Raw genomic sequence first — 23,872 nt, 5'->3', positions numbered from 1 at the left:
TAGTAAAACGGGCTGTAGCGCAGACATTACGATTCCGCTCTGTTACATCCTCGACATAATCTCCGCATATTTACCTGTTCCGGCGGCTACTACCAGCATGGCATCCTGAACAGTCAGTGTACTAACACCTGTCTTCTGTTCGATCAGTGCGTCCATTCCATGAAGCATGGCTCCGCCGCCTGTAAGCACAATTCCTCTATCCATAATATCTGCGGCCAGTTCCGGCGGTGTCTTCTCAAGAACGCCATGTACTGCCTCTACGATCTGTCCGGTGCACTCACGAAGTGCCGTACGGATCTCTTCAGAAGTCAGCGTTGCCACTTTGGGAAGTCCTGTAATGATATTCCTTCCCTTCACTTCCATAGTCCGAAGATCTGCTTCTTCACTTGCTGTTCCAATCTCGATCTTGATCTTCTCCGCAGCATCCTCTCCAATAAAAAGGCTGTGCTTCTCTCTCACGTAATTCATGATCGCGTGATTGAAGTTATCTCCTGCAACCTTGATGGATGCGGAAACTACCACTCCTCCAACGGATATCACCGCCACATCTGTGGTACCGGCTCCAATATCTACGATCAGATTACCAAATGGCTTGGTGATATCCACACCTGCTCCAATAGCTGCCGCAATAGGTTCCTCTACAAGAAAGACCTCCCTGGCTCCTGACTGATAAGCAGCTTCTTCCATTGCCTTACGTTCTATCTCTGTAATTCCGCTTGGAACACTGATGCTGACCCTCGGTTTGCGGAACGCTCTCCGCCCCATAGCCTGAGAAATAAAATACTTCAGCATCTTCTCCATAACATTATAATCTACGATCACACCTCTTCGTATCGGCCAGATCACCTCCATATTGGAAGTAAGATGACTTGCCATCTGTCTGGCTTCTTCTCCGATTGCCCTGATCTTCTCTGTATCTTTATCATAAACGACCACAGAAGGTTCTCTCAAAACAATCCCCTTGCCTGTGGAAAACACCAGACTGTTTCTGGTTCCCAGATCGATTCCGATATCTTTTGCCGGCATATATCCTCCCGCCTGCACCAGCAGACTCTGTCTGTGGTACGCACTTTCTGACTTGTTCTGTTTTATACTAAAGTTCTCGCACTTCATTATATACAAAACAGCACAAATTGAAAAGGACTTTTCCCGGTTATTTCTTTGATCTTTCCGATTCTATTCCTTTCTATTCCTGATTCAGATATTTCTTAACATACCTGCCGGTATAGGAAACTGGGCTTGCAGCAACCTCCTCCGGCGTACCCTTGGCGATCACGGTTCCGCCTCCGTCTCCGCCCTCAGGGCCAATATCAATGATATAGTCTGCTGTCTTGATCACATCCAGATTGTGTTCAATCACAACAACTGTATTGCCGCCTTCAGACAGGCGGCGCAGAATCTCGATCAGCTTGTGGACATCTGCAAAATGAAGTCCGGTCGTAGGCTCATCCAGAATGTAAATCGTCCTTCCTGTGCTACGCTTGCTCAGCTCCGCAGCAAGCTTGATACGCTGGGCCTCTCCTCCGGAAAGCGTGGTGGACGGCTGTCCCAGACGGATATAGGAAAGTCCTACATCGTATAAAGTCTCAATCTTTCGCTTGATAGACGGAACGTTCTCAAAAAATGTCAGTGCCTCTTCCACTGTCATATTGAGCACATCGTAAATACTCTTATCTTTATATTTCACCTCAAGGGTCTCTCTGTTATAACGTTTGCCTTTACATACCTCACATGGCACATAGACATCCGGAAGGAAGTGCATCTCGATCTTGATGATTCCATCTCCGCTGCAGGCCTCACATCTTCCGCCCTTCACATTGAAACTGAAACGTCCCTTCTTATATCCCCTGGCCTTGGCATCTGCTGTCGCTGCAAAAAGATCACGGATCTGGTCAAATACTCCTGTGTAAGTAGCCGGGTTGGAACGGGGAGTTCTTCCAATCGGAGATTGGTCAATATTGATCACCTTGTCCAGCTGGTCAATTCCCAGGATATCATCATGCTTACCGGGGATCACTCTTGCCCTGTTCAGATCTCTTGCAAGTCTCTTATACAGAATCTCATTGATCAGCGAACTCTTACCGGAACCGGAAACACCTGTGATGCAGGTCATCACTCCCAGCGGAATATCCACATCAATATGCTTCAGATTATTCTCTGAGGCTCCTTTGATGGTCAGGAATCCTGTTGGCTCTTTACGCACTTCCGGTACCGGGATCCTCAGACGTCCGCTTAAGTACGCACCTGTCACAGAGCTCTCATTCTTCATCAGATCCTCTGCCGTACCCATGGCAACCAGCTGTCCGCCATGCTCTCCCGCTCCCGGACCGATATCGATCACGCAATCTGCTGCGCGCATAGTGTCCTCATCATGCTCTACTACGATCAGGCTGTTGCCAAGATCACGAAGACGCATCAGTGCACCAAGCAGCTTGTCATTATCTCTCTGGTGAAGTCCGATACTCGGCTCATCCAGGATATAGGCAACCCCAACAAGACCGGAACCGATCTGTGTGGCAAGACGGATTCTCTGGGCCTCTCCACCGGAAAGCGTTCCTGTAGCTCTTCCAAGGGAAAGATATTCCAGACCGACCTCTGAAAGAAACCCCACTCTTGCGCGGATCTCCCTGAGGATCTGCTTACCAATCAGCTCCTGCTGCTCGGAAAGCTTCATCTCCTTTAAGAATCCCATCAGCTTCTCCACCGGCATATTAGTCACTTCATAAATATTCTTATCGGCCACTGTAACGGCCAGGGACTCCTTCTTCAGTCGCTGTCCCTTACATGTATTACATGGAGTGATCCGCATAAAGCTCTCATATTCCTGCTTCATAGACTCAGAACCGGTCTCACGGTATCTCTGTTCCACATTACGGATCAGGCCAGGAAAAGCCACATCATAAACACCCTCTCCACGCTGTCCCTTATAGTAAACCTTCACAGAATGACCACCTGTACCATTGATCAGAATATCCTGTATCTTCTCAGGATATTCACAGAATGGTGTATCCAGTGAAAAATCATACTCTCTTGCCAGTGCATCCAGGATCGCTCTTGAAAAACTTCCCTGCGTAGTACAGGACTGCCATCCAATAACAGCGATAGCACCCTCATTAATACTCAGCTTCTTATCCGGAATCATAAGATCAATATCAAACTCCATCTTATAACCAAGTCCCAGACACTGCGGGCAGGCTCCAAATGGATTATTGAAAGAAAAGCTGCGCGGCTCGATCTCATCAATACTGATGCCGCAGTCCGGGCAGGAAAAACTCTGACTGAAATTCAGCAGCTTCCCACCCATGGTATCTACAACAAGAAGCCCGTCAGCCAGCTCCAGAACTGTCTCAATAGAATCAGAAAGACGCTTCTCGATTCCCGGCTTCACGATCAGCCGGTCCACAACGATCTCAATATTATGCTTGATATTCTTATCCAGCTTAATCTCTTCGGAAAGCTCATAAAGACTTCCATCGATCTGCACCCTCACATAGCCGCTCCTTCTGGCCTGATCCAGAAGCCTGGCATGAGTTCCCTTACGCCCGCGGACTACAGGTGCAAGAAGCTGGATCTTCTGACGTTCCGGAAGTGTCATGATCTGGTCTACCATCTGATCTACCGTCTGCCTGCGGATCTCACGGCCGCACTTCGGACAATGAGGGATTCCCACACGGGCATATAAAAGTCGGAAATAGTCATAAATCTCCGTTACTGTTCCCACTGTAGAACGTGGATTCCGGTTGGTTGACTTCTGATCAATGGAGATTGCAGGAGGAAGTCCCTCAATGCTCTCCACATCCGGCTTCTCCATCTGGCCAAGGAACTGCCTCGCATAGGAAGAAAGAGATTCCATATACCGTCTCTGTCCTTCTGCATAAATGGTATCAAAAGCCAGGGAAGACTTACCGGAGCCACTAAGTCCGGTAAGAACTACAAACTGGTCTCTGGGAATATCCACACTGAGATTCTTCAGGTTATTCTCATTGGCTCCCCTTATTCTGATAAAATGTTTCTTATCTTTTATCTCTGCTGACATTCGTGCCTGCCACTCAAAATATGTGTAAATATACTCACATCGAGATAACGTAGACTCTCACGAGTTCTACTTACTGCTTCACCGTGTATGTTTTTGATTGACCGAAATCATATCTACTCACAAGTTCCTGTACACTCCACAGTCGTAAATTCCCGAAAATAGCCTTCGGTACATACTCACGTTTGCATTTTAGTTATGCAACTTCGTAAGTTATTGCATCTCTCAAATTAAGTGCAGCATTGAAATCTCTGTCTTCGACATAACCGCAACTGCATTTGAATATTCTATCTGAAAGCTTTAAATCTTTTTTGATAGCGCCACAGCAGTGACAGGTTTTAGATGATGGATACCATCTGTCTACTACTCGAAGTTCGATCCCATTTTCATTGCATTTAATTTGAAGCTTTGTTCTAAATTTATAAAACTTTTGTGATGCAACTGCTTTTGAAAGATGTCGATTCTTCATCATACCCTTTACATTTAAGTCCTCAATCGTTATATAAGATGGCTTGGTTTTCACTATCTCAGCGACTGTCTTGTTAATGTAATCAGTACGGATATTATCTATCTTATGATGAAGTTTCTGTACCTTGAGTTTTTGTTTTTGTATATTCGCCCTTTGAGTGACTTCTCCTTTCTTTAGATTTTCATACTTACGGAAGAGACATCTCTGTTCCCGGATAAGTTGTTTCTCAAGCTTTTTCAGTCTTGCTGACTTGTTGATGTTCTTATAAGTCTTACCATTAGAAACAATGGCAAAATCCCTTAATCCTAGGTCTATGCCAATTCCTGCATTGGAATTATCAGCAATCTTGTTATTGGAAATTTCTACAAGGACTGAAACATAGTATCTGTCAGCTTTCATTGAGACCGTGCCGCTTTTAATCACATATCCGTCTTTAGTTGTTGGAATATATCCTTTTTCTTTGATACGGACCCAACCAAGTGACGGAATATTGATTCTATGCCTTTCGCAACGACAATCCTTTGGATTATTCTTTACAAAATACATCTTTACATCAGATCTGCCTTTCTTTTTGAACTTAGGAAAAGCACTCTCGTGATTGAAAAATCTTGTAAAAGCAGTTTGTCCATTATTTACTGACTGTGTTACTGCTTTTGAATAAGCTTCCTTGATCCACGAATACTCTGGATGCTCAGAAAGATATTCATTGTTAAGCCAGACTCTAAACCTGTTACTACTCATAAACTTTTCACCGTTGTCGTAAAGTTCTTTATTATGAGCAAGATAGAAATTATAAATGAATCTACAGGTTCCTATCGTCTTATGAATCTTGACTTTCTGTTCCTCTGACGGATTTATTTCCGTCTTGAAGCTCTTTAGCAATTTCCACATCCCTTTCTATTTGTTTTTTATACTTACGAAGTCCGTACAATCTGCAAGAGAACACAATACCCTGGCATAAATAACTACCTGACGTTGGTCATCTTCAGTATTTATTCCTTTGAATTGCAGATATTGGTCATAAGTGTAATAACGTCTATCAGTTGGAGTTCGGTTTGCTTTTAGAGTTCCTTCTCTATCCCAACGCTGTAATGTTTTTACAGATACACCTAACAGTTCAGCAAAATCTTTTGGCTTGTAATTTGTAATATTTGATGTGTTCATAACAATTTACTCCTTTGAGTATATTTAAACACATTTAATCATGTTGGTTAATAAATTTGATTACTTAAGATAACCTCCTAATCTGTATCTCCATGTTCAAACGGATATTCTTAATCTGACCCACCGCATAAATCTTTATAAAACGGATATTTGCATTCCGCTCTGCAGTTCGGTTACATCTTTTTTACAGTATACAATCAGAACATCCGTTCGTCAAGTTGGAACTTTCGACAAATCAGTCATTCGCAGTGAACCTCACAGCAGAAAATCCGCCATTATCCCATTACTCACATGAATTCCTTTTCTTGTAAGATATATCCTGCTCTCTTTTTTCTCCAGCATTCCGATAGACAGATATTTTTCCAGCACATCCCCGTAAATACTTTCTATTTTTTTACCGAAATATTCCTCAAATACATCCATTGACACGCCTTCCGTCATACGCAGACCCAGGAACATGAACTCAGCCATCTCATCTGCCTCGCCAAGACGCTCCATATCACAGCGGATCTTCTCCGGCTGTCCGCTGTTTTTAATATATTCTTCCATATTATCTGTATTGGAAAAACGTATATGATCCACGAGTGAAGATGCCCCAAGTCCCAGACCCAGATAATCTGTTCTCTGCCAATAGCCCTTATTATGCCGGCACTCCAGACCTTTTTTTGCATAATTGGAGATCTCATACTGATGAAATCCGTACTCCCCGAGGATCGCTGCCGTATCCTCATACATCCGGTATTCTGTATCCTCATCCGGAAGCTTCAGGTCCCGTTCCCAGAAAGGTGTCCCTTCCTCCACGATCAGGCTGTAGGCAGAAATATGCTCTGGCCCAAGAGCTGCCACTGTGCGTAGATTTTTTTCCCAGCCTTCATATGTCTGATCCGGGATCGCGCTCATCAGGTCAATATTGATATTGGAAAATCCCGCCTCCCTTGCCAGGGAAAAACTCTCCAGAAACTCTTCCCATGTATGAATCCGTCCCAGGATCTTCAGTTCCCGGTTCTGCGGTGACTGCAGACCTAGACTAAGCCGGTTAACTCCATGTTCCAGATAGTCTTCCAGCTTCTCTTTATACAAAGTCCCCGGATTCGCTTCGATTGTGATCTCAGCATCCGGGGCCATAAAAACCTTATTTCTGATCTGATCCAGAACCGCCCCGATCAGGGCAGGATCCGGCACGGAAGGCGTTCCTCCGCCAATAAAAACTGTAGTGATCTCTCTGTCCGGAAAATCAGGGACAGACGCCACTTCCCGCTGAAGGGCCTGGAAATATTCTGCCTGGCGTTCTTTTCCCGCAGGACCTGAGAGAAAATCACAGTAATCACATTTTTTCACGCAGAAAGGGACATGAATATAGAGTTCCAGAGGCTTTTTTGCCTTATTCTCCATCATAGTCTCCTTCCCCTGTATCATCATAGCTGCTGTTGTCGCCGTTTTCATCGGAATATCCGGAATCACCGCTATTATCCGATCCATCGCCACTGTCAGAACCATCTGTACTATCTCCATCGGATGTATCTGCACCTGATGTATCCGATTCAGAATCACCGGTGCTTCCATCTGAAGCCGCTGCTGCCGGAGTCGGTGTCACTGCTGCCGAACCCAGTTCTGCCCCTCCATTCTCTGCCAGATATTCATTCACCATAGTCAGATTTCCATTCGTTGTCACTGCATCCGGATCCACAGTTTTCGGATCCGGTGTTGCTGTAGGTTCCGGAGCTGTGCTGATCTTGATCACACTGTCAACTGCATCTGTTTTTTTTCTGGAACCGCATCCGGTAAGCAGAACGGCTGACATAGCCAGAAGTCCTGCCACCAGAAACAGTTTATTTGCATTTTTTTTCAAAAAGTCATCTCCTATTTATCGTCCAGCTTCAGCACACTCATAAAGGCCTTCTGCGGGATTTCCACGTTACCTACCTGACGCATACGCTTCTTACCTTCCTTCTGTTTCTCAAGAAGTTTCTTCTTACGGGAAATATCGCCGCCGTAACATTTGGCAAGAACGTCTTTACGCATGGCACGTACTGTCTCTCTGGCAATAACCTTGCTTCCGATCGCTGCCTGGATCGGAATCTCAAAAAGCTGTCTCGGGATCTCATCTTTCAGCTTCTCGCACATCTTTCTGCCGCGCTCATAAGCTGTATCTGCATGTACGATAAAGGAAAGTGCATCCACCTCTTCCTTATTAACAAGGATATCCAGCTTCACAAGCTCACTTCTCTCATATCCGTCCAGCTCATAATCCAGGGAGGCATATCCTCTGGATCGTGATTTCAGGGCATCAAAGAAATCGTAAATGATCTCGTTAAGTGGCAGTCTGTATTTCAGAAGAGCACGTGTTTCTTCCATATATTCCATGCCTTCATACTGACCACGTCTCTCCTGGCAGAGATCCATGATCGCACCGATAAACTCTGTTGTCACCATGATCTCAGCCTTGACCATCGGCTCCTCCATGTATTCAATCTCCGAAGGATCGGGAAGGTTGGTCGGATTGGTCAGTTCGATGATCTCACCGTTTGTCTTGTAAACTTTGTAAATAACACTCGGTGCGGTAGTTACAAGATCCAGATTGTACTCTCTCTCCAAACGTTCCTGAATAATTTCCAGATGAAGAAGTCCAAGGAAACCGCAGCGGAAACCAAAGCCCAGGGCAACAGATGTCTCAGGCTCGTAATAAAGAGAAGCATCGTTAAGCTGCAGTTTCTCCAGCGCATCACGGAGATCGCCGTACTTGGCACCGTCAGCCGGATAAAGTCCGCAGTAAACCATAGGATTTACTTTCTTATATCCAGGCAGTGCCTCTGTACACGGATTATCTGCATCTGTGACAGTATCACCAACACGGGTGTCGCGGACATTCTTGATGCTGGCTGTGATATATCCAACCATACCAGCTGTCAGCTCATCACACGGAATAAACTGACCTGCGCCAAAATATCCTACTTCAACAACCTCTGTGGTAAATCCGGTAGCCATCATGTGTATCTTCGTACCCTTCTTCACACAGCCATCTTTAATTCGGCAGAATACGATAACACCTTTATACGGATCATAAACAGAGTCAAAGATCAGTGCTTTCAGCGGTGCATCCACATCGCCATGCGGTGCCGGAACCTTATTTACGATCTGTTCCAGAACCTGATCTACATTCAATCCTGTTTTCGCTGAAATCTGCGGTGCATCCTGTGCCTCAATTCCGATCACATCCTCGATCTCATTAATTACACGCTCAGGATCTGCACTTGGAAGATCGATCTTATTGATAACCGGTACTACATCCAGGTCATGATCCAGTGCCATATATACGTTGGCAAGCGTCTGAGCCTCAATTCCCTGAGCAGCGTCAACAACAAGAATCGCACCATCACAGGCTGCAAGGCTTCGGGAAACCTCATAGTTAAAGTCTACATGTCCCGGGGTATCGATCAGGTTAAAAATATACTCATTTCCGTCTTTAGCCTTGTATACAATACGAACAGCCTGGGACTTGATGGTAATTCCACGCTCTCTCTCAAGTTCCATGTTATCCAGAACCTGCGCCTGCATTTCTCTTTCTGTGAGAAGTCCTGTCATCTCGATGATGCGGTCTGCAAGTGTGGATTTTCCGTGGTCAATATGTGCAATGATACAAAAATTTCGAATTTTACTCTGGTCTATCATTCAGGAAGTCCTCCTTATGTTTCTTTCATGCAAAGCTCCTGCATTCATCATGCAAAAGCATATTTTTCCATACTGTTCCTTATCATAGCACATTTTATCCTTCTTTGTCACTGCCTTTCAGCACTCTGTTTAAGATATCTGCAAAAGGTTCCATTGCATTTCGGACTTCCTCCACTGTATTAGTCTGCGCACCGGCTTCCAGAAGCAGCGCCCTTGGTCTTAAATGGAGGTTGTAACGAAGACCCGCCAGATAAATTCCTCTGTAAAACTGCGGATAGTACTGCGCTGCCTGGTATTCCAGCTGGAAAGAAAATGCCAGATTATCTTCTATGTAAGGGTTTGGAAGATAACTCACTGCCCCCTGATTGACCGTATAGCTCAACCCGTTATAAAAAAGAATCTGAGCTGTTTGTTTTCCATTGATCTCCGTTACCAGATGACGGTCATCCGGCACTCCATCCCTGTGAAGATCAATAACTACCTCCACTGTGGGATTTTCCTCCAGAACTTTTTCTATGGAAGAGCGCGCATAGTCGTAGGCTTTGCTCCGATCCAGCTCCCCGCCCATGATATCAAAAGCATCCGTTACATGGATCACCTTGTAGCCGTAATTTTTTTCCAGAATATCTGTGAGATAATTTCCCACTCCCACTATGGTATCTTCCGTTTCACCTTCCCTTGAATCGGAAAAAGTCTCCTGGGAATGGGTGTGGTAGATCAGAATCTGGGGTACAGATGAATCCTGTTTAATGGACATATCTTCTTCCAGGAATCTTGTCCCGCTGATCTGCCCGGCATTGGTTTCCGTATTGGAATCCAGGATAAAAAAATGGTTCATCACATAATCAAAATCAGCCAGTTTCGCCTGAGATAAATCGATCTGAGGATGAGGCAGTGCCACGGTTTCCTGCTCTTCTTTCTCTTCTTTCTCTTCTTTCTCTTTTTTCTCTTCCACGCCACTCTTGCTTTCATCCACAATTTTGTCCTTCTCGGCCTGCGTCTCTTCTTGCCTCTCATCCCGACTGTCTGCAGCATCTTTCTCCGCCTCTGCCATCATAAGTTCCTCCTGCTCTCTCCGATTCTCGGCTGCTACTTCTTCCCCCAGATGCTCTGCATTTTTTTCCTGCAAAAGCATCTCTGTTTCCCGATCTCTGCCGTTTTCCTCCTGCAAAGCCTTCTTTTCCAGAAAGCAATACAGCGGCAGAGACCTGTAAACCTCTCCATGCCTGAAAAAATCTCCCGGAAGCGCGGCCACTACACAAAGAAAGATCAGGCTCAAAACCACGCAGAATGCCCTCTGGATATTCGTCACCAACGATCACCTCTTATGGTATTTTATGACCTGTCCTCTCTGATTAGACTATCAGAAAATGCCAGGTTCAGTCCCTCCGAAATTGTAAAGCTCAAATACTTGACAGTCTCATCCACATCCTTTGGAGTCACAAACATAGTATAAAGCTTTGGCGAGATCATTTCTTCCAGAAATTCCTTCTGTTCCTCTTCCTCCAGTGCATCCAGAAGATTTGCCATGGAATCATGGACGATAGTAGCTGCATCTACCACTGTAGGCACCCCAATTCCTATTACCCTTACGGACAGATTCTCTTCGTTTAAGCCCTCTCTGTGATTTCCCACACCGGACCCCGGACTGATTCCTGTATCTGTGATCTGGATAGTCCGGTTCAGCCTCGCCGTACTTCTGGCAGCCAGCGCATCAATCGCAATCACCACATCCGGTTTTGTCTCTGCTACAACCCCCTGGACAATCTCCAGTGTCTCCATTCCAGTCTGCGCCATCACACCTGGAACAATTCCGCTGATCTGGTGCATTTTCATATGAGAACAGGATTTCAGACCATACTCCCGGATCACATGCCTTGTCATATGAATATTTTCCACTGCCCGGGGACCAAGGGAATCTGCTGTGATGTCCTGATTTCCCAGTCCTACCACAAGTACAGACTGCTGCTGACTGAAATCAATCAGTTCTTTTAAGTGATGCGCTACCTCCTCTGAAATCTCCCTGTGATAATCCTCATCCGGCACGGAAAGATCCGGAGCCTCGATGGTAATATACGTTCCCTGGGGCTTTCCCATAGTCTTCGCACCATTTTCCGTTGTGATCCGAACAACCGTAGTCCGCACATCTTTCTCCTTGTCGTACTTTTCCCGAACCTCCACTCCATGAACTTCCACGTTTTCCTCTTTGAAACGCTCTGTTGCCTCAAGTGCCAGATCCGTCCTGATCCTGTTCCTTCCTGCCATAAGCTCTCCTCTTCTCCTGATAAATTTCAATCGTCCGCTATCTATCCGCGAACATTACTGTATTTCTGTCTTATTCTTCCCTCGTTTTCCCATAAATATGTATCATTTCTCATATCACCCACAGCATTTGGTGTTTTTTTGTCATATTTTTGAGATTTCCGTAAAAAACATCTTGACATTTCCGCACACGTATAATAATATATATAAGCATGTTTCATAGGAGCGCCCGTGTCTGTTCCTGTGAATGTAATTTTTTATATTATATTTTTAGGAATCGGAGGTGTACGAATTGGCTAACATTAAATCCGCAAAGAAGAGAATCTTAGTTAACAGAACTAAGGCTGCAAGAAACAAAGCAATCCGTTCTGCAGTTAAGACTTCCATTAAGAAAGTTGAGACAGCAGTTGAGAATAAGGATAAGGCAGCTGCAGAGGTTGCTCTTAAGGACGCAATCTCCACAATCAGCAAAGCTACATCCAAGGGCGTTTACCACAAAAATAACTGCGCCAGAAAAATTTCCCGTCTTTCCAAAGCTGTCAACAGCATTGCGTAATAGACAACGGAATATTTTAGTTATAAGCTTATAAGTAAAAGGAAAGACAGTCGAACCGTCAGCGACTGTCTTTTTTATTTATTCAAATATATTTTTGCCAATATAAGGAGTTTTTTTCATGAATCCACATCCCTTTCCCTACCTTATTATCCGCAGCAGCCGCAAGACCCTGGCGATCCAGGTCAGTACTTCCGGACAGGTAACTGTCCGCGCACCGCACACAATGTCAGAATACACCATTGACAATTTCCTCGCCCAAAAAGAAAGCTGGATTCTGAAGCATCTCGCCCATGCCACACCAGCTCCGGCAAACACTCCCGATGAAAATCCCCCTCTCTCTGATTTCCGCCGCAGCTATTATATGGACTCTGCCCGGAAAATATTCAAAAGAAAAACCGCATTTTACGCACAAAAAATGAACGTAACCTACGGCCGTATCACGATCCGGGAGCAGAAGACCCGCTGGGGAAGCTGTACCAGCGAAGGCAACTTAAACTTCAACTGGCGTCTCATTTTTGCCCCGGAAAATGTTCTTGATTATGTTATAGTACACGAACTTGCGCACCGGAAAGAAATGAACCACTCTCCTGCATTCTACGCAGTCGTGGCCTCCGTAATGCCGGAATACAAAACTTACGAAAAATGGCTCAGAGATAATGGCAGAACTCTGTGGCAGAATCCCTGAAGCTCACACTCCCCTCGCTGAGCTGTACTTCACGATCAGAAGTTCCACACTGAGCACATCTCCCAGCGTACCGGTCTTCACAGCCTCTTCCGCATCCACAAAATCCCGCACAGCATTCTCCAGCTCTTCCACAGTGTAGGATCTGGCACAGGATGCCAGGTTCCGCACAACAAAAGAGGGTACTCCCAGTTTGGAAGCGATCTCGGTTTGAGAAAGACCCTCCTGTGACATTTTCTTGGTCAGGCAGATCTGACGAAACTGTTTCGCCAAAAGAAACAATATCCGCATCGGCGGTTCCCGAAGAGTCAGAAGGTCATAGTACAGATCCAGGGCCCGCTTCTGGTTCTTCTCCGTCACCGCACGCACCATATCAAAGATCTTATTGGTTGTCTGCGTGGTACAGACAGCCTGGATATCTGCAGCCGTCACAACATCTCTTCCGACCGTATAGGAGATCAGCTTTTCCAGCTCCATCCTTATATTTCCCATATCTGTTCCCGTCATGGTCAGCAGAAGCTCCACATCTCTCTGGGTGATCCTGCGGCCATTTTTTCCAAGGATTCCTGCTGCCCACCGCATAAGAGTCTTTTCATCCTGCTGTTTAAATTCCCCGATGCTGCCGCAGGCTTTTACCGCCTTGTACATACGGCTTCTCTTATCTACTTCAGACTCGCAGAACACCAGATACAGATAATCAGGCAGAGCTTTCATATAATCTGCCAGTTCCTCACATTTGTTCTTAAAGAATCCCGTATCCTCAAGAAGGACTACTCTTCGCTCTGCAAAAAAGGGCATGGTATCACAAAGACTCAAAAGCTCCCGGACATCGATCCCCTTCCCCTCATATCTGGTAAAATTCATGGTATCATCGTCCGGGTTCAGAGCCTTCACCAGATTTCTTTTATATTGCTGTTTCAGATAGGCTTCCTCACCGTAAAGGAGATATGCCTGCTTAAATTTTCCTGTTTTAATATCTTCCTGAATATTCTTCAATCTCTGTACCCCTGTCTGATTTTCTCTGTAATCCAGTTTATACGACAACTGCCGGAAATGCAACACCCAAGCAAAAATTTGACTTTCCACCGGATTCATGATACTGTAAACAGGTACATATTCCGGCAGATCCGTTCTGTCAGCGAAATATGCGGAAGGGAGTGTTCCATTATGGAAAAAAGAAGAAACAGCAGAACAAGCAACCTGAAGAGCGCAACCACCAAGGCCAAAGCTACCGTGAAATCAACTGTAGAAAAGATTGAAAAAACACCTGCAGCTGAAAAAACCGTTAAAGCAGTCAAAAAGGCAACAGAGACTGTAGCAGCCAAGGCACCAGAAGTAGTAGAAGAAGTCAAAAACACTGTAAAAAATCATAAGATCAGCGGCATCACACTTGAAATTTTTGAGACATCCATCACAGTTGCAGACCTTGAAGCAGCTGTTAAGAAAGATGCAGAAGCAAAGGGCCTGAAAGGCAAAGAGCTCCACATCTATGTAAATGCAGAAGAAAGAGCAGCTTACTACACTGCTGACGGAGAAGGTTCCGACGATTACAGGATCGATCTGGCCACTCTGTAAGCTCCGGCGGATCTGTTCCGCGATCGCTTACTATGCCGGTCTGTCTGTGACATTCCGGAAACGCAAAAAGCCATGCACAGGACATTTTCATCCGGTCCCGCTGCATGACTTTTCTTTTTTATCTTTTACCGGATCTTTTTGATCCAGTCTCTGGAGCAGCCTACTGCAGCTCTCCAGCCTTTTACCATGGCATTTCGCTTCTCGTCATCGATCGCCGTGCGGAAAATACGTTCCACATCACGGCTTTCCAGTACAGCCTCCTTGCTCTCCCAGAAACCAACTGCAAGACCTGCCAGGTATGCTGCACCAAGAGCAGTTGTCTCAATGCACTCCGGACGTTCCACAGCCACATTACTGATATCTGACTGGATCTGTAAAAGAAGATTATTGGCACTTGCACCGCCGTCCACACGGAGAACAGCCAGATTACTTTCCGCATCCTCTTTCATAACTTCCAGAACATCATTTACCTGATATGCCAGAGATTCCAGTGTTGCACGCACAATATGATACTTATTCACACCACGTGTCAGACCTACGATGGTTCCACGCGCATACTGATCCCAGTATGGAGCACCAAGCCCTGTAAATGCAGGTACTACATAGCAGCCGTTGGCATCCGGCACTTTTCCTGCAAAATACTCAGTATCGGATGCAGAATCTACAAGATGAAGCTCATCACGGAGCCACTGGATCGCAGCACCAGCCACAAATACAGAGCCTTCAAGAACATATGTAACCTTGCCGTTCAGCCCCCATCCGATGGTTGTAACAAGACCATTCCTGGAAAATACCGGCTTGTCACCTGCATTCATCAGAAGGAAGCCGCCGGTTCCGTACGTATTCTTAGTCTCACCTTTCTCAAAACAGGCCTGTCCGAACAACGCCGCCTGCTGATCTCCTGCGGCACCAGCCACAGGAATCTTTCCGCCGAAAAATGACGGATCTGTTTCCCCGTAGATCTCACTGGATTCTTTCACCTGAGGAAGCATACATTTCGGGATATCAAGTTCTTCAAGGATCTCATCATCCCATTCCAGAGTATTGATATTGAACATCATGGTTCTGGACGCATTGGAATAATCTGTCACATGGACAGCTCCCTTGGTCAGTTTCCAGATCAGCCATGTCTCTACCGTGCCAAAAAGCAGCTCTCCGTTCTCTGCTCTTTCTCTTGCACCTTCTACATTATCCAGTATCCATTTTACCTTTGTCGCAGAAAAATAAGCATCAATAACAAGACCTGTTTTCTGACGGAATTTCTCCTCCAGACCTTTTGCTTTCAGGCTGTCACAGTACTCAGAAGTTCTTCTGCACTGCCATACGATTGCGTGATACACAGGCTGCCCCGTATTCTTATCCCACACAATGGTAGTTTCTCTCTGATTTGTAATACCAATCGCTACGATATCTTCCGCCGTCGCCTCGATCTGATTCATTGCCTCTCTGGCAACAGAAAGCTGTGTGGACCAGATCTCACCTGCATCATGCTCCACCCATCCCGGTTTTGGAAAATGCTGGATAAACTCCTTCTGCGCCACACTGCGGATCCTTCCGTTTTCATCAAAAAGAATACAGCGGTTGCTGGTGGTTCCGGAATCCAGCGCCATAACATATTTTGCCATATAAAAATCCTCCAATACACTTCTTAGCTGCAGTTCAATACCTCTGCAGCCTCATAATTCCCATACCTTCTGATTTGTAGTGGAAACCGCTGCTGCCCCCGCACCCAGGGCCCCCATCACATCCTCCTTATCGGAGATCAAACCACCTGCGATCACAGGCACCTTGCTTGTTTTACATATCTGTTTAAGAATCTTCGGCATCAGTCCCGGCAGAACCTCCACCACATCCGGCAGCTGCTCATGCTGATTTCCCAGATTCTCAATATTCTTGATCGCCATGGAATCAATAAGGAAAAAGCGCAGAACTGTATACATTCCAAGCTTCTTCGCCCTGTTGATCATGGATGCTTTTGTTGAAATGATCCCATCTGCGTGGATATTTTTGCAAATATAATCCACAGAAACCTCTTTTGAGCTTAAACCTGTGATCAGGTCTATATGTGCCATCGCGATCTTCCCCGCCTGGTGGATCCGCTCCACAATTCCCCCAATAGAACGGATATCTCCATACAGGATAAAGATCACGGTAAGCTCCTCTCTGCCCAGACAGTTCTGAAGTCCCTGTTCATCCTTTACAGCCGCTATGATCGGGTTCGCCTCGATCGCGTCCAGAAATTCTTTGTTCATCTTCTCTCTTCCTCCGCAATGTTCACACAATATCATCATATCTCCGCGCATTGTTTGAAGATATTATTCTTATTGTATCAGTTTATTGCTTCGAAGACCAGACACATTTGCCAAATATATCTGTTTTATTTCCGGCTGTATTACAATTCTCAGACAATCTTCTTCTCTGGTAAAAGAAAAGAAGCCCTTATGGACTTCCCTTCTGCAGATACATTATTTCTCAAACGGGAATTTGAACTGTGTAAGTCCGAATTCATCGCGAAGTCCGATAAACTCTTTCTGAACTGCCTCTGTCACCGGAACTCCTTTATCCTTACGATACATCCATACATCATATTCCTTCTCGCCTGCTGTGTAGATACGTTCCTGTCCAGGAGCCTTCTCGGAGCCTCTCAGGTCTCTCAGGATATCACCGCATGTTTTCTTGAATGCCTCTGCACCCATAAATGCCTCTGTGTCGATAGCAATAAAGAAATGTCCAAGATGATATGGACGAATCTTTCCTTCCTCATCCTTACCATCCAGAGCTTTCAGGAAGAGACCGGACTGAAGAGCTGCGGAAAGGATCTCAACAACAGTAGAGTATCCGTATCCCTTATATCCTCCGGTTGTCTCACCAAATCCACCGAGAGGAGCAAGTGCTGCCTGCTGGCTTCTGATCTTCTTAAGGATCTCCGCACTGTCTGTAAGCTCCTCTCCTTCTCTGGAAATAACAAGACCCTTAGGAGTATCATGGTTAATACGTGCGTAGTATTCGATCTTGCCATTCTGGATAACAGATGTTGCACAGTCCAGTGTAAACGGGAACGGCTCATCTGTAGGCATACTAAATGTCAGTGGGTTAGTTCCAAGCATATTCTCAACACCAAATGTCGGTGCAACGGATGGTCTTGCGTTGGTACCGCTGATACCGATCATATTCTCTTTTGCTGCGAGACCTGTCCAATATCCTGCGATTCCATAATGGGAAGAGTTACGGACTGCAACCATACCCATGCCGTATTTATGTGCTTTTTCAATACACATGTCCATAGCCTTCTTGCTGGCTACCATTCCCATACCATCGTTAGCATCAAGAACTGCAGTTGTTGGTGTCTCTTTAAGAATATCGATCTTTGTTACAGGATTTAAGATTCCGGATTTGATACGGTCGATATAGATCGGTTTGAAACGGTTGCAGCCATGGCTCTCAATTCCACGTCTGTCACTTTCCAGAAGTACGTCAGAGCAAAGTCTTGCATCCTCCGTCGGAACTCCCATTTTCTCAAATACTGCAGTCATAAAATCGTCTGCAAGCTGCCAGGAAATAAAAGGTCTTGTTTCTTTCTCCATTGTAAAAAGCCCCTCCATATACATTATTATAGTTTTTTTATTTTACTTATATAGATCTGCAGCAGGACCCCCTCCTGCCGGAGATGTAAACACAACCTGCAGTAAAGCGGACATTCGCAATCCGCTTCGCTACTTGCTCATGAACGCAGTCGCTTCGCGATCTGCGTTCAAATTCAGCCTGCCTCCTGTATGTACCTCACAGAAAGTGTCTTTACATCGCAGTGTCAATCCTCATCTGCCACTGCTCTTCCTCTGTCCGGATAATTGGTGATAATGGAGTTTACTCCCCATTTCTTCATCCTTCTCATATCCTCTTCCTCATTTACAGTCCAGACATTTACCCCAATGCCGTTCTGTGAACAGCTGCGTACATGCTCTTCTTCCAGATATTTCAGATTCGGATGATAATACTGAACATCACAATTTCTCGCATAAACGCCTGCATTGTCCACATATTTATCTACCAGAAAACCACCTGCAATGGTTTCATCGCTCTGTCTGCACAGTACGATGGAAGCATTATTAAAGGAAGAAAGAATTATCCGATCCTCCAGTCCGTATTCACAGATCATGTCGATCACTTTCTCTTCCATACCACCATAATAATAAACACTGTTCTTCAGCTCAATGTTGGTGATCAGATCTTCTTCCTCAGCCATCCATTCCAAATACTCTCTCAGAGTCGGGATCTGAAGTCTGCCGAATTTTCCGGCAAATTTATCCGGATAGCTGCAATCCAGTTTACACAGTTCATCATATGTAAGATCATAGATATATCCGCTTCCATCTGTGGTACGGTCAACCTTCTCATCGTGCATGATCACCGGAACCAGATCCTTGGTCAGCTGTACATCAAGTTCAATTCCCTCGCATCCAGCCTCCACAGCTTTCTGAAACGCCAGCATTGTATTCTCCGGATATTCTCCGCTGAAACCACGATGTCCAAATACTTTCATTCTAATCATCCTCCATTCAATGCATTACATCGTTGTTAGCATTTTTGCTAATTCATATTTCTGATTATATCATAGTGTTTATTTATTTTCAACATTTTTCGTCTGTTTTTTTATGTTTTTTTGTTGCTTTTTAATTAATTATTCTTTTTCTTCTTATTATTTTTTGTGCATTTTGTATATTTCATTTCGTGGCAAACAAAGCGATAAAAACGCCTTTTCAGGTTCATTTTATTCGCTTTGTCTGCCTGAGGGCTGACATATTATAAGCATACAGATCGCCATATATATCCTTTGCAGATCACTGTATGATCTGCTTCACATTTCCTGTAGCCACGATATCCACGCCTGTACCTGCTACATTCTCCAGGATCACATCTCCGATCTGAACCGGTGCTTCCATACATACGTCCCTCAGTGCATCCACACAGTCAAAAATCTTTCCTTTTGGAATATCCTGTGCCGTCTTTACTGACACCACCGGCATGTTTCCATTCTTCGCACGCACGGTCGTTGTCACTATCCTGGTTGGATCTGTCACTTCCTTCACTGCATATTCCGCACCTTTTTTACAGGTATTTCCTGTGACGGAAACGATCTCTTTTCCATTCATTTCCACCAGAAGGGCGCATCCCATGGGACATCCGATACAAGTAAGATTCCTTTTTTCCATTTTTATCACTCCTCCACCTGGATCACAAGTTCATGTTTATCCTGTTTCTGTTTTCCTTCCAGAATGGAAAGAAGCTGCTCTTTTTTCAATTTGATCTGTTCCATCTCTCCAGGTGCTGCCACCTGTTTTTTTCTGGAAAAGATCCGTTCTCCATCCAGATATGCACGGATGTAACAATTTTTATACACATTTCCCACACGGAAGCGGACCAGCTGCTCCTCCGCCATATGACCGATACGGATCTCAGACGGCACTGTATAGCGGACTCCGTTTTTGGGCGAAAGCGTGATCTTTATCTCTTCCGGTATTTTGTCCTCTCCATTGTTGTTTATATAGAGAGCCGCATTTCTTCCTGCATTGCCGGCTTCCTCCGAAACAAAATCCACCAGGTCATGAACATGAAGAACATTTCCGCAGGCAAAAACGCCTTCTACATTTGTCTCCAGACTTTCATTTACCACCGGTCCGGAGGTCACATTGCTCAGCTTCACACCTGCCTGTCCGGAAAGCTCATTCTCCGGGATCAGACCAACAGAAAGAAGAAGCGTATCGCATTCAAAAAATTCCTCTGTACCGGGAATCGGGCGTCTGTTTTCGTCTACCTCTGCAAGCGTGATTCCTTCCACACGCTCTTTTCCTTTTATGTCAACCACTGTATGGCTAAGCTTCAACGGGATCCCAAAGTCGTCCAGACACTGCACGATATTTCGCTTCAGGCCTCCGGAATATGGCATCAGTTCTGCCACTGCCTTAACCTCTGCGCCTTCCAGCGTCATACGTCTGGCCATGATCAATCCGATATCACCGGATCCCAGGATCACTACTTTTTTTCCCGGCATAAATCCTTCCATGTTTACAAGGCGCTGTGCTGTTCCCGCTGAATAAATGCCTGCCGGTCGATATCCCGGAATGTTCAGTGCACCTCGCGGTCTCTCTCTGCAGCCCATGGCAAGGATCACAGCTTTTGCACGAATCTGATACATTCCCTCCTGGCGGCTCATGGCAGTGATCACTTTATCCTGGCTGATATCCATGACCATGGTGTTCAGCCGGTACTCGATCTGCTGCTCTTTTACCATCCGGATAAAGCGTGCCGCATATTCCGGTCCTGTCAACTCCTCCTGAAATGTATGAAGGCCAAATCCATTATGGATACACTGATTCAGGATCCCGCCCAGTTCCTTATCACGTTCCAGGATCAGGATACTCTCTGCTCCCTCTTTCTTTGCAGCCAGGGCTGCTGCCAGTCCTGCAGGGCCTCCGCCTATGATCACGATATCTCTCTTCACCATAATCTTATCATTCATGGTTCTCGCCCTCCTCTGCAATTTTCTTGTTGATTCCTTTGATCAGTCTGGAATCTCCGCCTGTTTTTGTGATCTCCTCCATGGAAATGCCAAGCTCCCGGCTGAGGATCTCCATTGTTCTGGGAGAGCAAAAGCCTGACTGACATCTTCCCATTCCTGCTCTTGTACGACGTTTTACTCCATCCAGAGATTTCGCTCCGAGAGGTCTTCGGATCGCATCCAGAATCTCTCCCTCAGAGATCATCTCACATCTGCAGATGATATTTCCATATTCCGGTGATCTTTTGATCAGCTCATTTCTTTCTTCCAGAGAAAGCTCTGACGGATCCAGGATCCCTTTTCTCACCGGATTAAAATCCGGATTTACTTCCGGATGTAATTTTTCTTTTACGATGTCAGCAATCATACAGCCAATGGCCGGTGAGCTGGTAAGTCCCGGTGATGCGATTCCTGCACAATCGATAAATCCGGGTGCATCCTCCACCTCTCCTATCACAAAATCCATACCGTCCTCGATAGCACGGAGTCCCGCAAAGCTTGTGATCACCTTCCGCAGTGGAATATCCTTTACTGTTTTACCGGATTTGATACTTACTGTCTCCATACCCTCCGAAGTAGTTGCTGTTTCCTCCCGATCCTCCAGATCCGTAGCTGTAGGTCCGATCAAAAGGTTCCCATGAACAGTCTGTGTTACCAGAATTCCTTTTCCGCTCTTGTTTGGAAGTGCAAAGATCGTATGATTCACATGTGTTCCTGCACTTTTATCAAGGAGCATATACTCACCCTTACGAGGAGTGATATGCAGTTTTTTCTCACTTACCATATTATGAAAAACATCCGCATAGACACCGGCAGCATTAACGATACAGCCTGTCTCAAAATCACCTTTTGAGGTTTCCACAACAAAACCTTTTTCCTGTTTTCGGATGTTCTTTACTTCTGTGTCAAATTTAAATTCCACACCATTGTTATATGCATTCTCTGCCATTGCAATGTTCAGTTCAAAGGGACAGACAATTCCGGCTGTCGGTGCATACAGTGCTGCCAGCACCTGGTCAGACAGATTCGGCTCCATGGCAAGTGCCTCTTCTCTGTCAAGGACCCTCAGTCCCTCTACTCCGTTTTTCAGTCCTCTTTCACGCAGCTTATGCAGCATGATAATTCCATTCTCAGTTGTACAGACAGTCAGTGAACCAGTCTGTTTAAAAGGAAAATCCAGTTCCTTCGAAAGCTGTCCCATCATATTGCTTCCCTTCACATTCAGTTCCGCCATAAGGCTTCCCGGTTCTGCATCATAACCGGAATGAACGATTCCGCTGTTTGCCTTGGAAGTTCCGCAGCATACATCCTCTTCTCGCTCCAGAACGCAGATTTTCAGCCGATATCTTGAAAGCTCTCTCGCCGCTGCTGCTCCAGAAACTCCTGCTCCGATAATGATCACATCATACATAGATCTGTTTCTCCTTTCCTGTTTGCGGATCTTCTGAACTGTCCCCGGCTTTCTCTGCGCCGGAAACAGCAGAATATCCGTTGCAACACAAGCATTGCCGTCCGCAGGTAAATATTCTGCGAGGAGTACTGCTTACGAACAGCAATCTTTCAAACGAATATGCCATTATTTTTATGCCGTAACCCTTGTAACCCTTGTAATCCTTTTGAAACATTAACATTTGCGCATAAAAATAGCCGGCATAAAAACACACTTATCCATGTGTCTTCATGCCGGTCTCTGTTCTCAATGGCATTCTCTGTATTCAGCAAGCTGAATCAGATTCCTTCTTCACTTTGTATTCATTGTATCAGACTATTCTTCATATTTCAAGTGCATTTTTCGTAAAATACATCGTTTTTTCTTTAACATGCTCTTAACTTCACCAAAAGCCTGATAAATTTCATTGTATTCCCGATCATATTTCCTCCACAGAAATAACTCCTTCCTGCTGTCTTACCTCACGAAATACAGTATGGCGTGCTTTCCATTTGGCAGCCTCCATTGTTGCCTGGATCACCACACTCTGTGTTTTGGATCTCTTTTTGATGATAACTACGTTGGAGATCAGGATGTCCTCTTCCCGGAGCTTCTTTATGACCATACTCATCTTGTCTTCATTTTCAAACTCCATATATACGTCATAGGTATTGGAATGCTCTTCCACATAAACCTCTATATATTTCGCATATTTGAACACCAGAATAAGCCCCAGCGTGGTAAAGATCGCACCGCTGTAAAAGCCGATCCCCACAGCAAGTCCGATACACGCGGAAGTCCAAAGACTGGCTGCTGTCGTAAGACCGGATACATGTCTCTGTCCTGTCACGATGATGGTTCCCACTCCAAGAAAACCGATTCCGCTGACAACCTGTGCGCCAAGTCGTGCAGTATCTCCGATTCCTGCCCCATTAGAATATACATGGATAAAATCGCCCGTCATCATAACCAGAGTTGCCCCCATACAGACGATCATATGTGTTTTTACACCTGCCACACGCTTCTTCATTCCACGATCAATACCGATCAGACATCCAAGAAACATCGCAAGAATCAGCCGAAACAGCGTCGATCCCATATTTAAAGTGTGCAAATAATCCGATATTGCATTACATGCTCCGAGAATTCCGCCCATAAATTTGCTCCTTTCCTGTTGTATCATTATTTTCTGCCGGTGATAACGCCAATCGCGCATCACTTCATTTTGCCCTGCACAAACGCCGCAGACCACACTCCCGCCATTCGAAAGCTGTCTAGTCAACCGGACTCACTCCATCCGTCTCACTACACAGTTTTTTCATATGATCCTATACCCCGGATATACATTATCTGTAGTCTCACAGCATGTAAGTCAAGACCACCCGCTTAGCGGGTGGCTTGCTCTGTCCCTATAAGGGACTATTCCCTGCTTGCGCCCGGAAGGCGCACTGACAGTCTGCCAACTGCACCACATTTA

Annotated in this window: 20 protein-coding genes and 1 pseudogene; 3 read left to right on the top strand and 18 right to left on the bottom strand. The window is 45.4% G+C overall.

All coding sequences use genetic code 11. From position 1 onward, the window contains the following. Positions 1 to 42: 42 nt before the first annotated feature. The 9 genes and pseudogenes from mreB to gpr form a co-directional block, all read right to left on the bottom strand. A complete protein-coding gene (gene mreB, locus AC04Q4_RS15185) occupies positions 43 to 1,026 on the bottom strand; it encodes a rod shape-determining protein (RefSeq protein WP_173738555.1) in 984 nt (327 codons plus the stop codon). A gap of 160 nt (positions 1,027 to 1,186) precedes the next feature. After that, positions 1,187 to 4,036 carry an excinuclease ABC subunit UvrA gene (uvrA, locus tag AC04Q4_RS15180; RefSeq protein ID WP_476389249.1) on the bottom strand — a complete coding sequence of 950 codons (2,850 nt, stop codon included), beginning with the start codon at positions 4,034 to 4,036 and terminating at the stop codon, positions 1,187 to 1,189. Positions 4,037 to 4,229: 193 nt separating this feature from the next. Beyond that, the gene (locus AC04Q4_RS15175; protein WP_173738553.1) at positions 4,230 to 5,393 is read right to left on the bottom strand and encodes an RNA-guided endonuclease InsQ/TnpB family protein; all 1,164 of its coding nucleotides are present in this window, start codon (positions 5,391 to 5,393) and stop codon (positions 4,230 to 4,232) included. 57 nt (positions 5,394 to 5,450) lie between these two features. Continuing rightward, positions 5,451 to 5,651, bottom strand: a pseudogene (locus AC04Q4_RS15170) (MerR family transcriptional regulator); the annotation flags it as partial. Positions 5,652 to 5,921: 270 nt separating this feature from the next. Continuing rightward, positions 5,922 to 7,061, bottom strand: coding sequence for a radical SAM family heme chaperone HemW (gene hemW, locus AC04Q4_RS15165; RefSeq protein ID WP_456298182.1), 1,140 nt, complete (start codon positions 7,059 to 7,061; stop codon positions 5,922 to 5,924). Then, entirely contained in the window at positions 7,048 to 7,515 is a 468-nt protein-coding gene (locus AC04Q4_RS15160; RefSeq protein WP_173738552.1) for a hypothetical protein, read from the bottom strand. Before AC04Q4_RS15160 ends, hemW begins: the two co-directional genes overlap by 14 nt. Before the next feature lie 11 nt (positions 7,516 to 7,526). Continuing rightward, positions 7,527 to 9,335: a translation elongation factor 4 gene (lepA, locus tag AC04Q4_RS15155; RefSeq protein WP_173755710.1), complete on the bottom strand. Its 1,809-nt coding sequence runs from the start codon at positions 9,333 to 9,335 to the stop codon at positions 7,527 to 7,529. A 94-nt stretch (positions 9,336 to 9,429) separates the two neighbouring features. Continuing rightward, positions 9,430 to 10,647 carry a stage II sporulation protein P gene (locus AC04Q4_RS15150; protein WP_476389248.1) on the bottom strand — a complete coding sequence of 406 codons (1,218 nt, stop codon included), beginning with the start codon at positions 10,645 to 10,647 and terminating at the stop codon, positions 9,430 to 9,432. Positions 10,648 to 10,670: 23 nt separating this feature from the next. Further along, positions 10,671 to 11,600: a GPR endopeptidase gene (gene gpr / locus AC04Q4_RS15145; protein ID WP_476389247.1), complete on the bottom strand. Its 930-nt coding sequence runs from the start codon at positions 11,598 to 11,600 to the stop codon at positions 10,671 to 10,673. Positions 11,601 to 11,889: 289 nt separating this feature from the next. Here gpr and rpsT point away from each other — a divergent pair, with 289 nt between their 5' ends. Together rpsT and AC04Q4_RS15135 are read left to right on the top strand one after the other, a co-directional pair. Continuing rightward, the gene (gene rpsT, locus AC04Q4_RS15140; protein WP_021976748.1) at positions 11,890 to 12,153 is read left to right on the top strand and encodes a 30S ribosomal protein S20; all 264 of its coding nucleotides are present in this window, start codon (positions 11,890 to 11,892) and stop codon (positions 12,151 to 12,153) included. Between the two features lie 118 nt (positions 12,154 to 12,271). Then, complete coding sequence (locus AC04Q4_RS15135; protein ID WP_178775040.1) at positions 12,272 to 12,838, top strand: YgjP-like metallopeptidase domain-containing protein; 567 nt, start codon at positions 12,272 to 12,274, stop codon at positions 12,836 to 12,838. A gap of 3 nt (positions 12,839 to 12,841) precedes the next feature. Here the strand turns inward: AC04Q4_RS15135 and holA are convergent, their stop codons facing one another. Beyond that, positions 12,842 to 13,831, bottom strand: a complete 990-nt coding sequence (holA, locus tag AC04Q4_RS15130; protein WP_476389246.1) for a DNA polymerase III subunit delta — start codon at positions 13,829 to 13,831, stop codon at positions 12,842 to 12,844. Between the two features lie 171 nt (positions 13,832 to 14,002). Between holA and AC04Q4_RS15125 the strand changes: the two genes are divergently transcribed. Beyond that, positions 14,003 to 14,410, top strand: coding sequence for a DUF6465 family protein (locus tag AC04Q4_RS15125; protein ID WP_021651876.1), 408 nt, complete (start codon positions 14,003 to 14,005; stop codon positions 14,408 to 14,410). A 125-nt stretch (positions 14,411 to 14,535) separates the two neighbouring features. Here AC04Q4_RS15125 and glpK read toward each other — a convergent pair whose 3' ends face one another. From glpK to AC04Q4_RS15085, 8 genes are all read right to left on the bottom strand, one after another. Then, positions 14,536 to 16,035, bottom strand: coding sequence for a glycerol kinase GlpK (glpK, locus tag AC04Q4_RS15120; protein WP_476389245.1), 1,500 nt, complete (start codon positions 16,033 to 16,035; stop codon positions 14,536 to 14,538). Positions 16,036 to 16,086: 51 nt separating this feature from the next. Continuing rightward, positions 16,087 to 16,662 carry a glycerol-3-phosphate responsive antiterminator gene (locus tag AC04Q4_RS15115; RefSeq protein WP_015527444.1) on the bottom strand — a complete coding sequence of 192 codons (576 nt, stop codon included), beginning with the start codon at positions 16,660 to 16,662 and terminating at the stop codon, positions 16,087 to 16,089. 213 nt (positions 16,663 to 16,875) lie between these two features. Beyond that, entirely contained in the window at positions 16,876 to 17,994 is a 1,119-nt protein-coding gene (locus AC04Q4_RS15110; RefSeq protein WP_114002062.1) for an Ldh family oxidoreductase, read from the bottom strand. 224 nt (positions 17,995 to 18,218) lie between these two features. Beyond that, positions 18,219 to 18,950 (bottom strand): glycerophosphodiester phosphodiesterase, encoded by a 732-nt coding sequence (locus AC04Q4_RS15105; protein WP_119239169.1) that lies wholly within the window; start codon positions 18,948 to 18,950, stop codon positions 18,219 to 18,221. Between the two features lie 298 nt (positions 18,951 to 19,248). Next, the gene (locus AC04Q4_RS15100; RefSeq protein ID WP_476389244.1) at positions 19,249 to 19,620 is read right to left on the bottom strand and encodes a DUF1667 domain-containing protein; all 372 of its coding nucleotides are present in this window, start codon (positions 19,618 to 19,620) and stop codon (positions 19,249 to 19,251) included. A 5-nt stretch (positions 19,621 to 19,625) separates the two neighbouring features. Next, positions 19,626 to 20,912 carry an NAD(P)/FAD-dependent oxidoreductase gene (locus tag AC04Q4_RS15095; RefSeq protein ID WP_118625966.1) on the bottom strand — a complete coding sequence of 429 codons (1,287 nt, stop codon included), beginning with the start codon at positions 20,910 to 20,912 and terminating at the stop codon, positions 19,626 to 19,628. A gap of 7 nt (positions 20,913 to 20,919) precedes the next feature. Next, on the bottom strand, positions 20,920 to 22,377 hold the full coding sequence (locus AC04Q4_RS15090; RefSeq protein WP_476389243.1) for an FAD-dependent oxidoreductase: 1,458 nt from the start codon (positions 22,375 to 22,377) through the stop codon (positions 20,920 to 20,922). Positions 22,378 to 22,834: 457 nt separating this feature from the next. After that, positions 22,835 to 23,551, bottom strand: a complete 717-nt coding sequence (locus AC04Q4_RS15085; protein WP_015527451.1) for an MgtC/SapB family protein — start codon at positions 23,549 to 23,551, stop codon at positions 22,835 to 22,837. Positions 23,552 to 23,872 lie beyond the last annotated feature (321 nt).

It is taken from the genome of Blautia sp. HA8986 (assembly GCF_056504635.1).
This window is presented reverse-complemented; position numbering and strand designations above follow the sequence as displayed.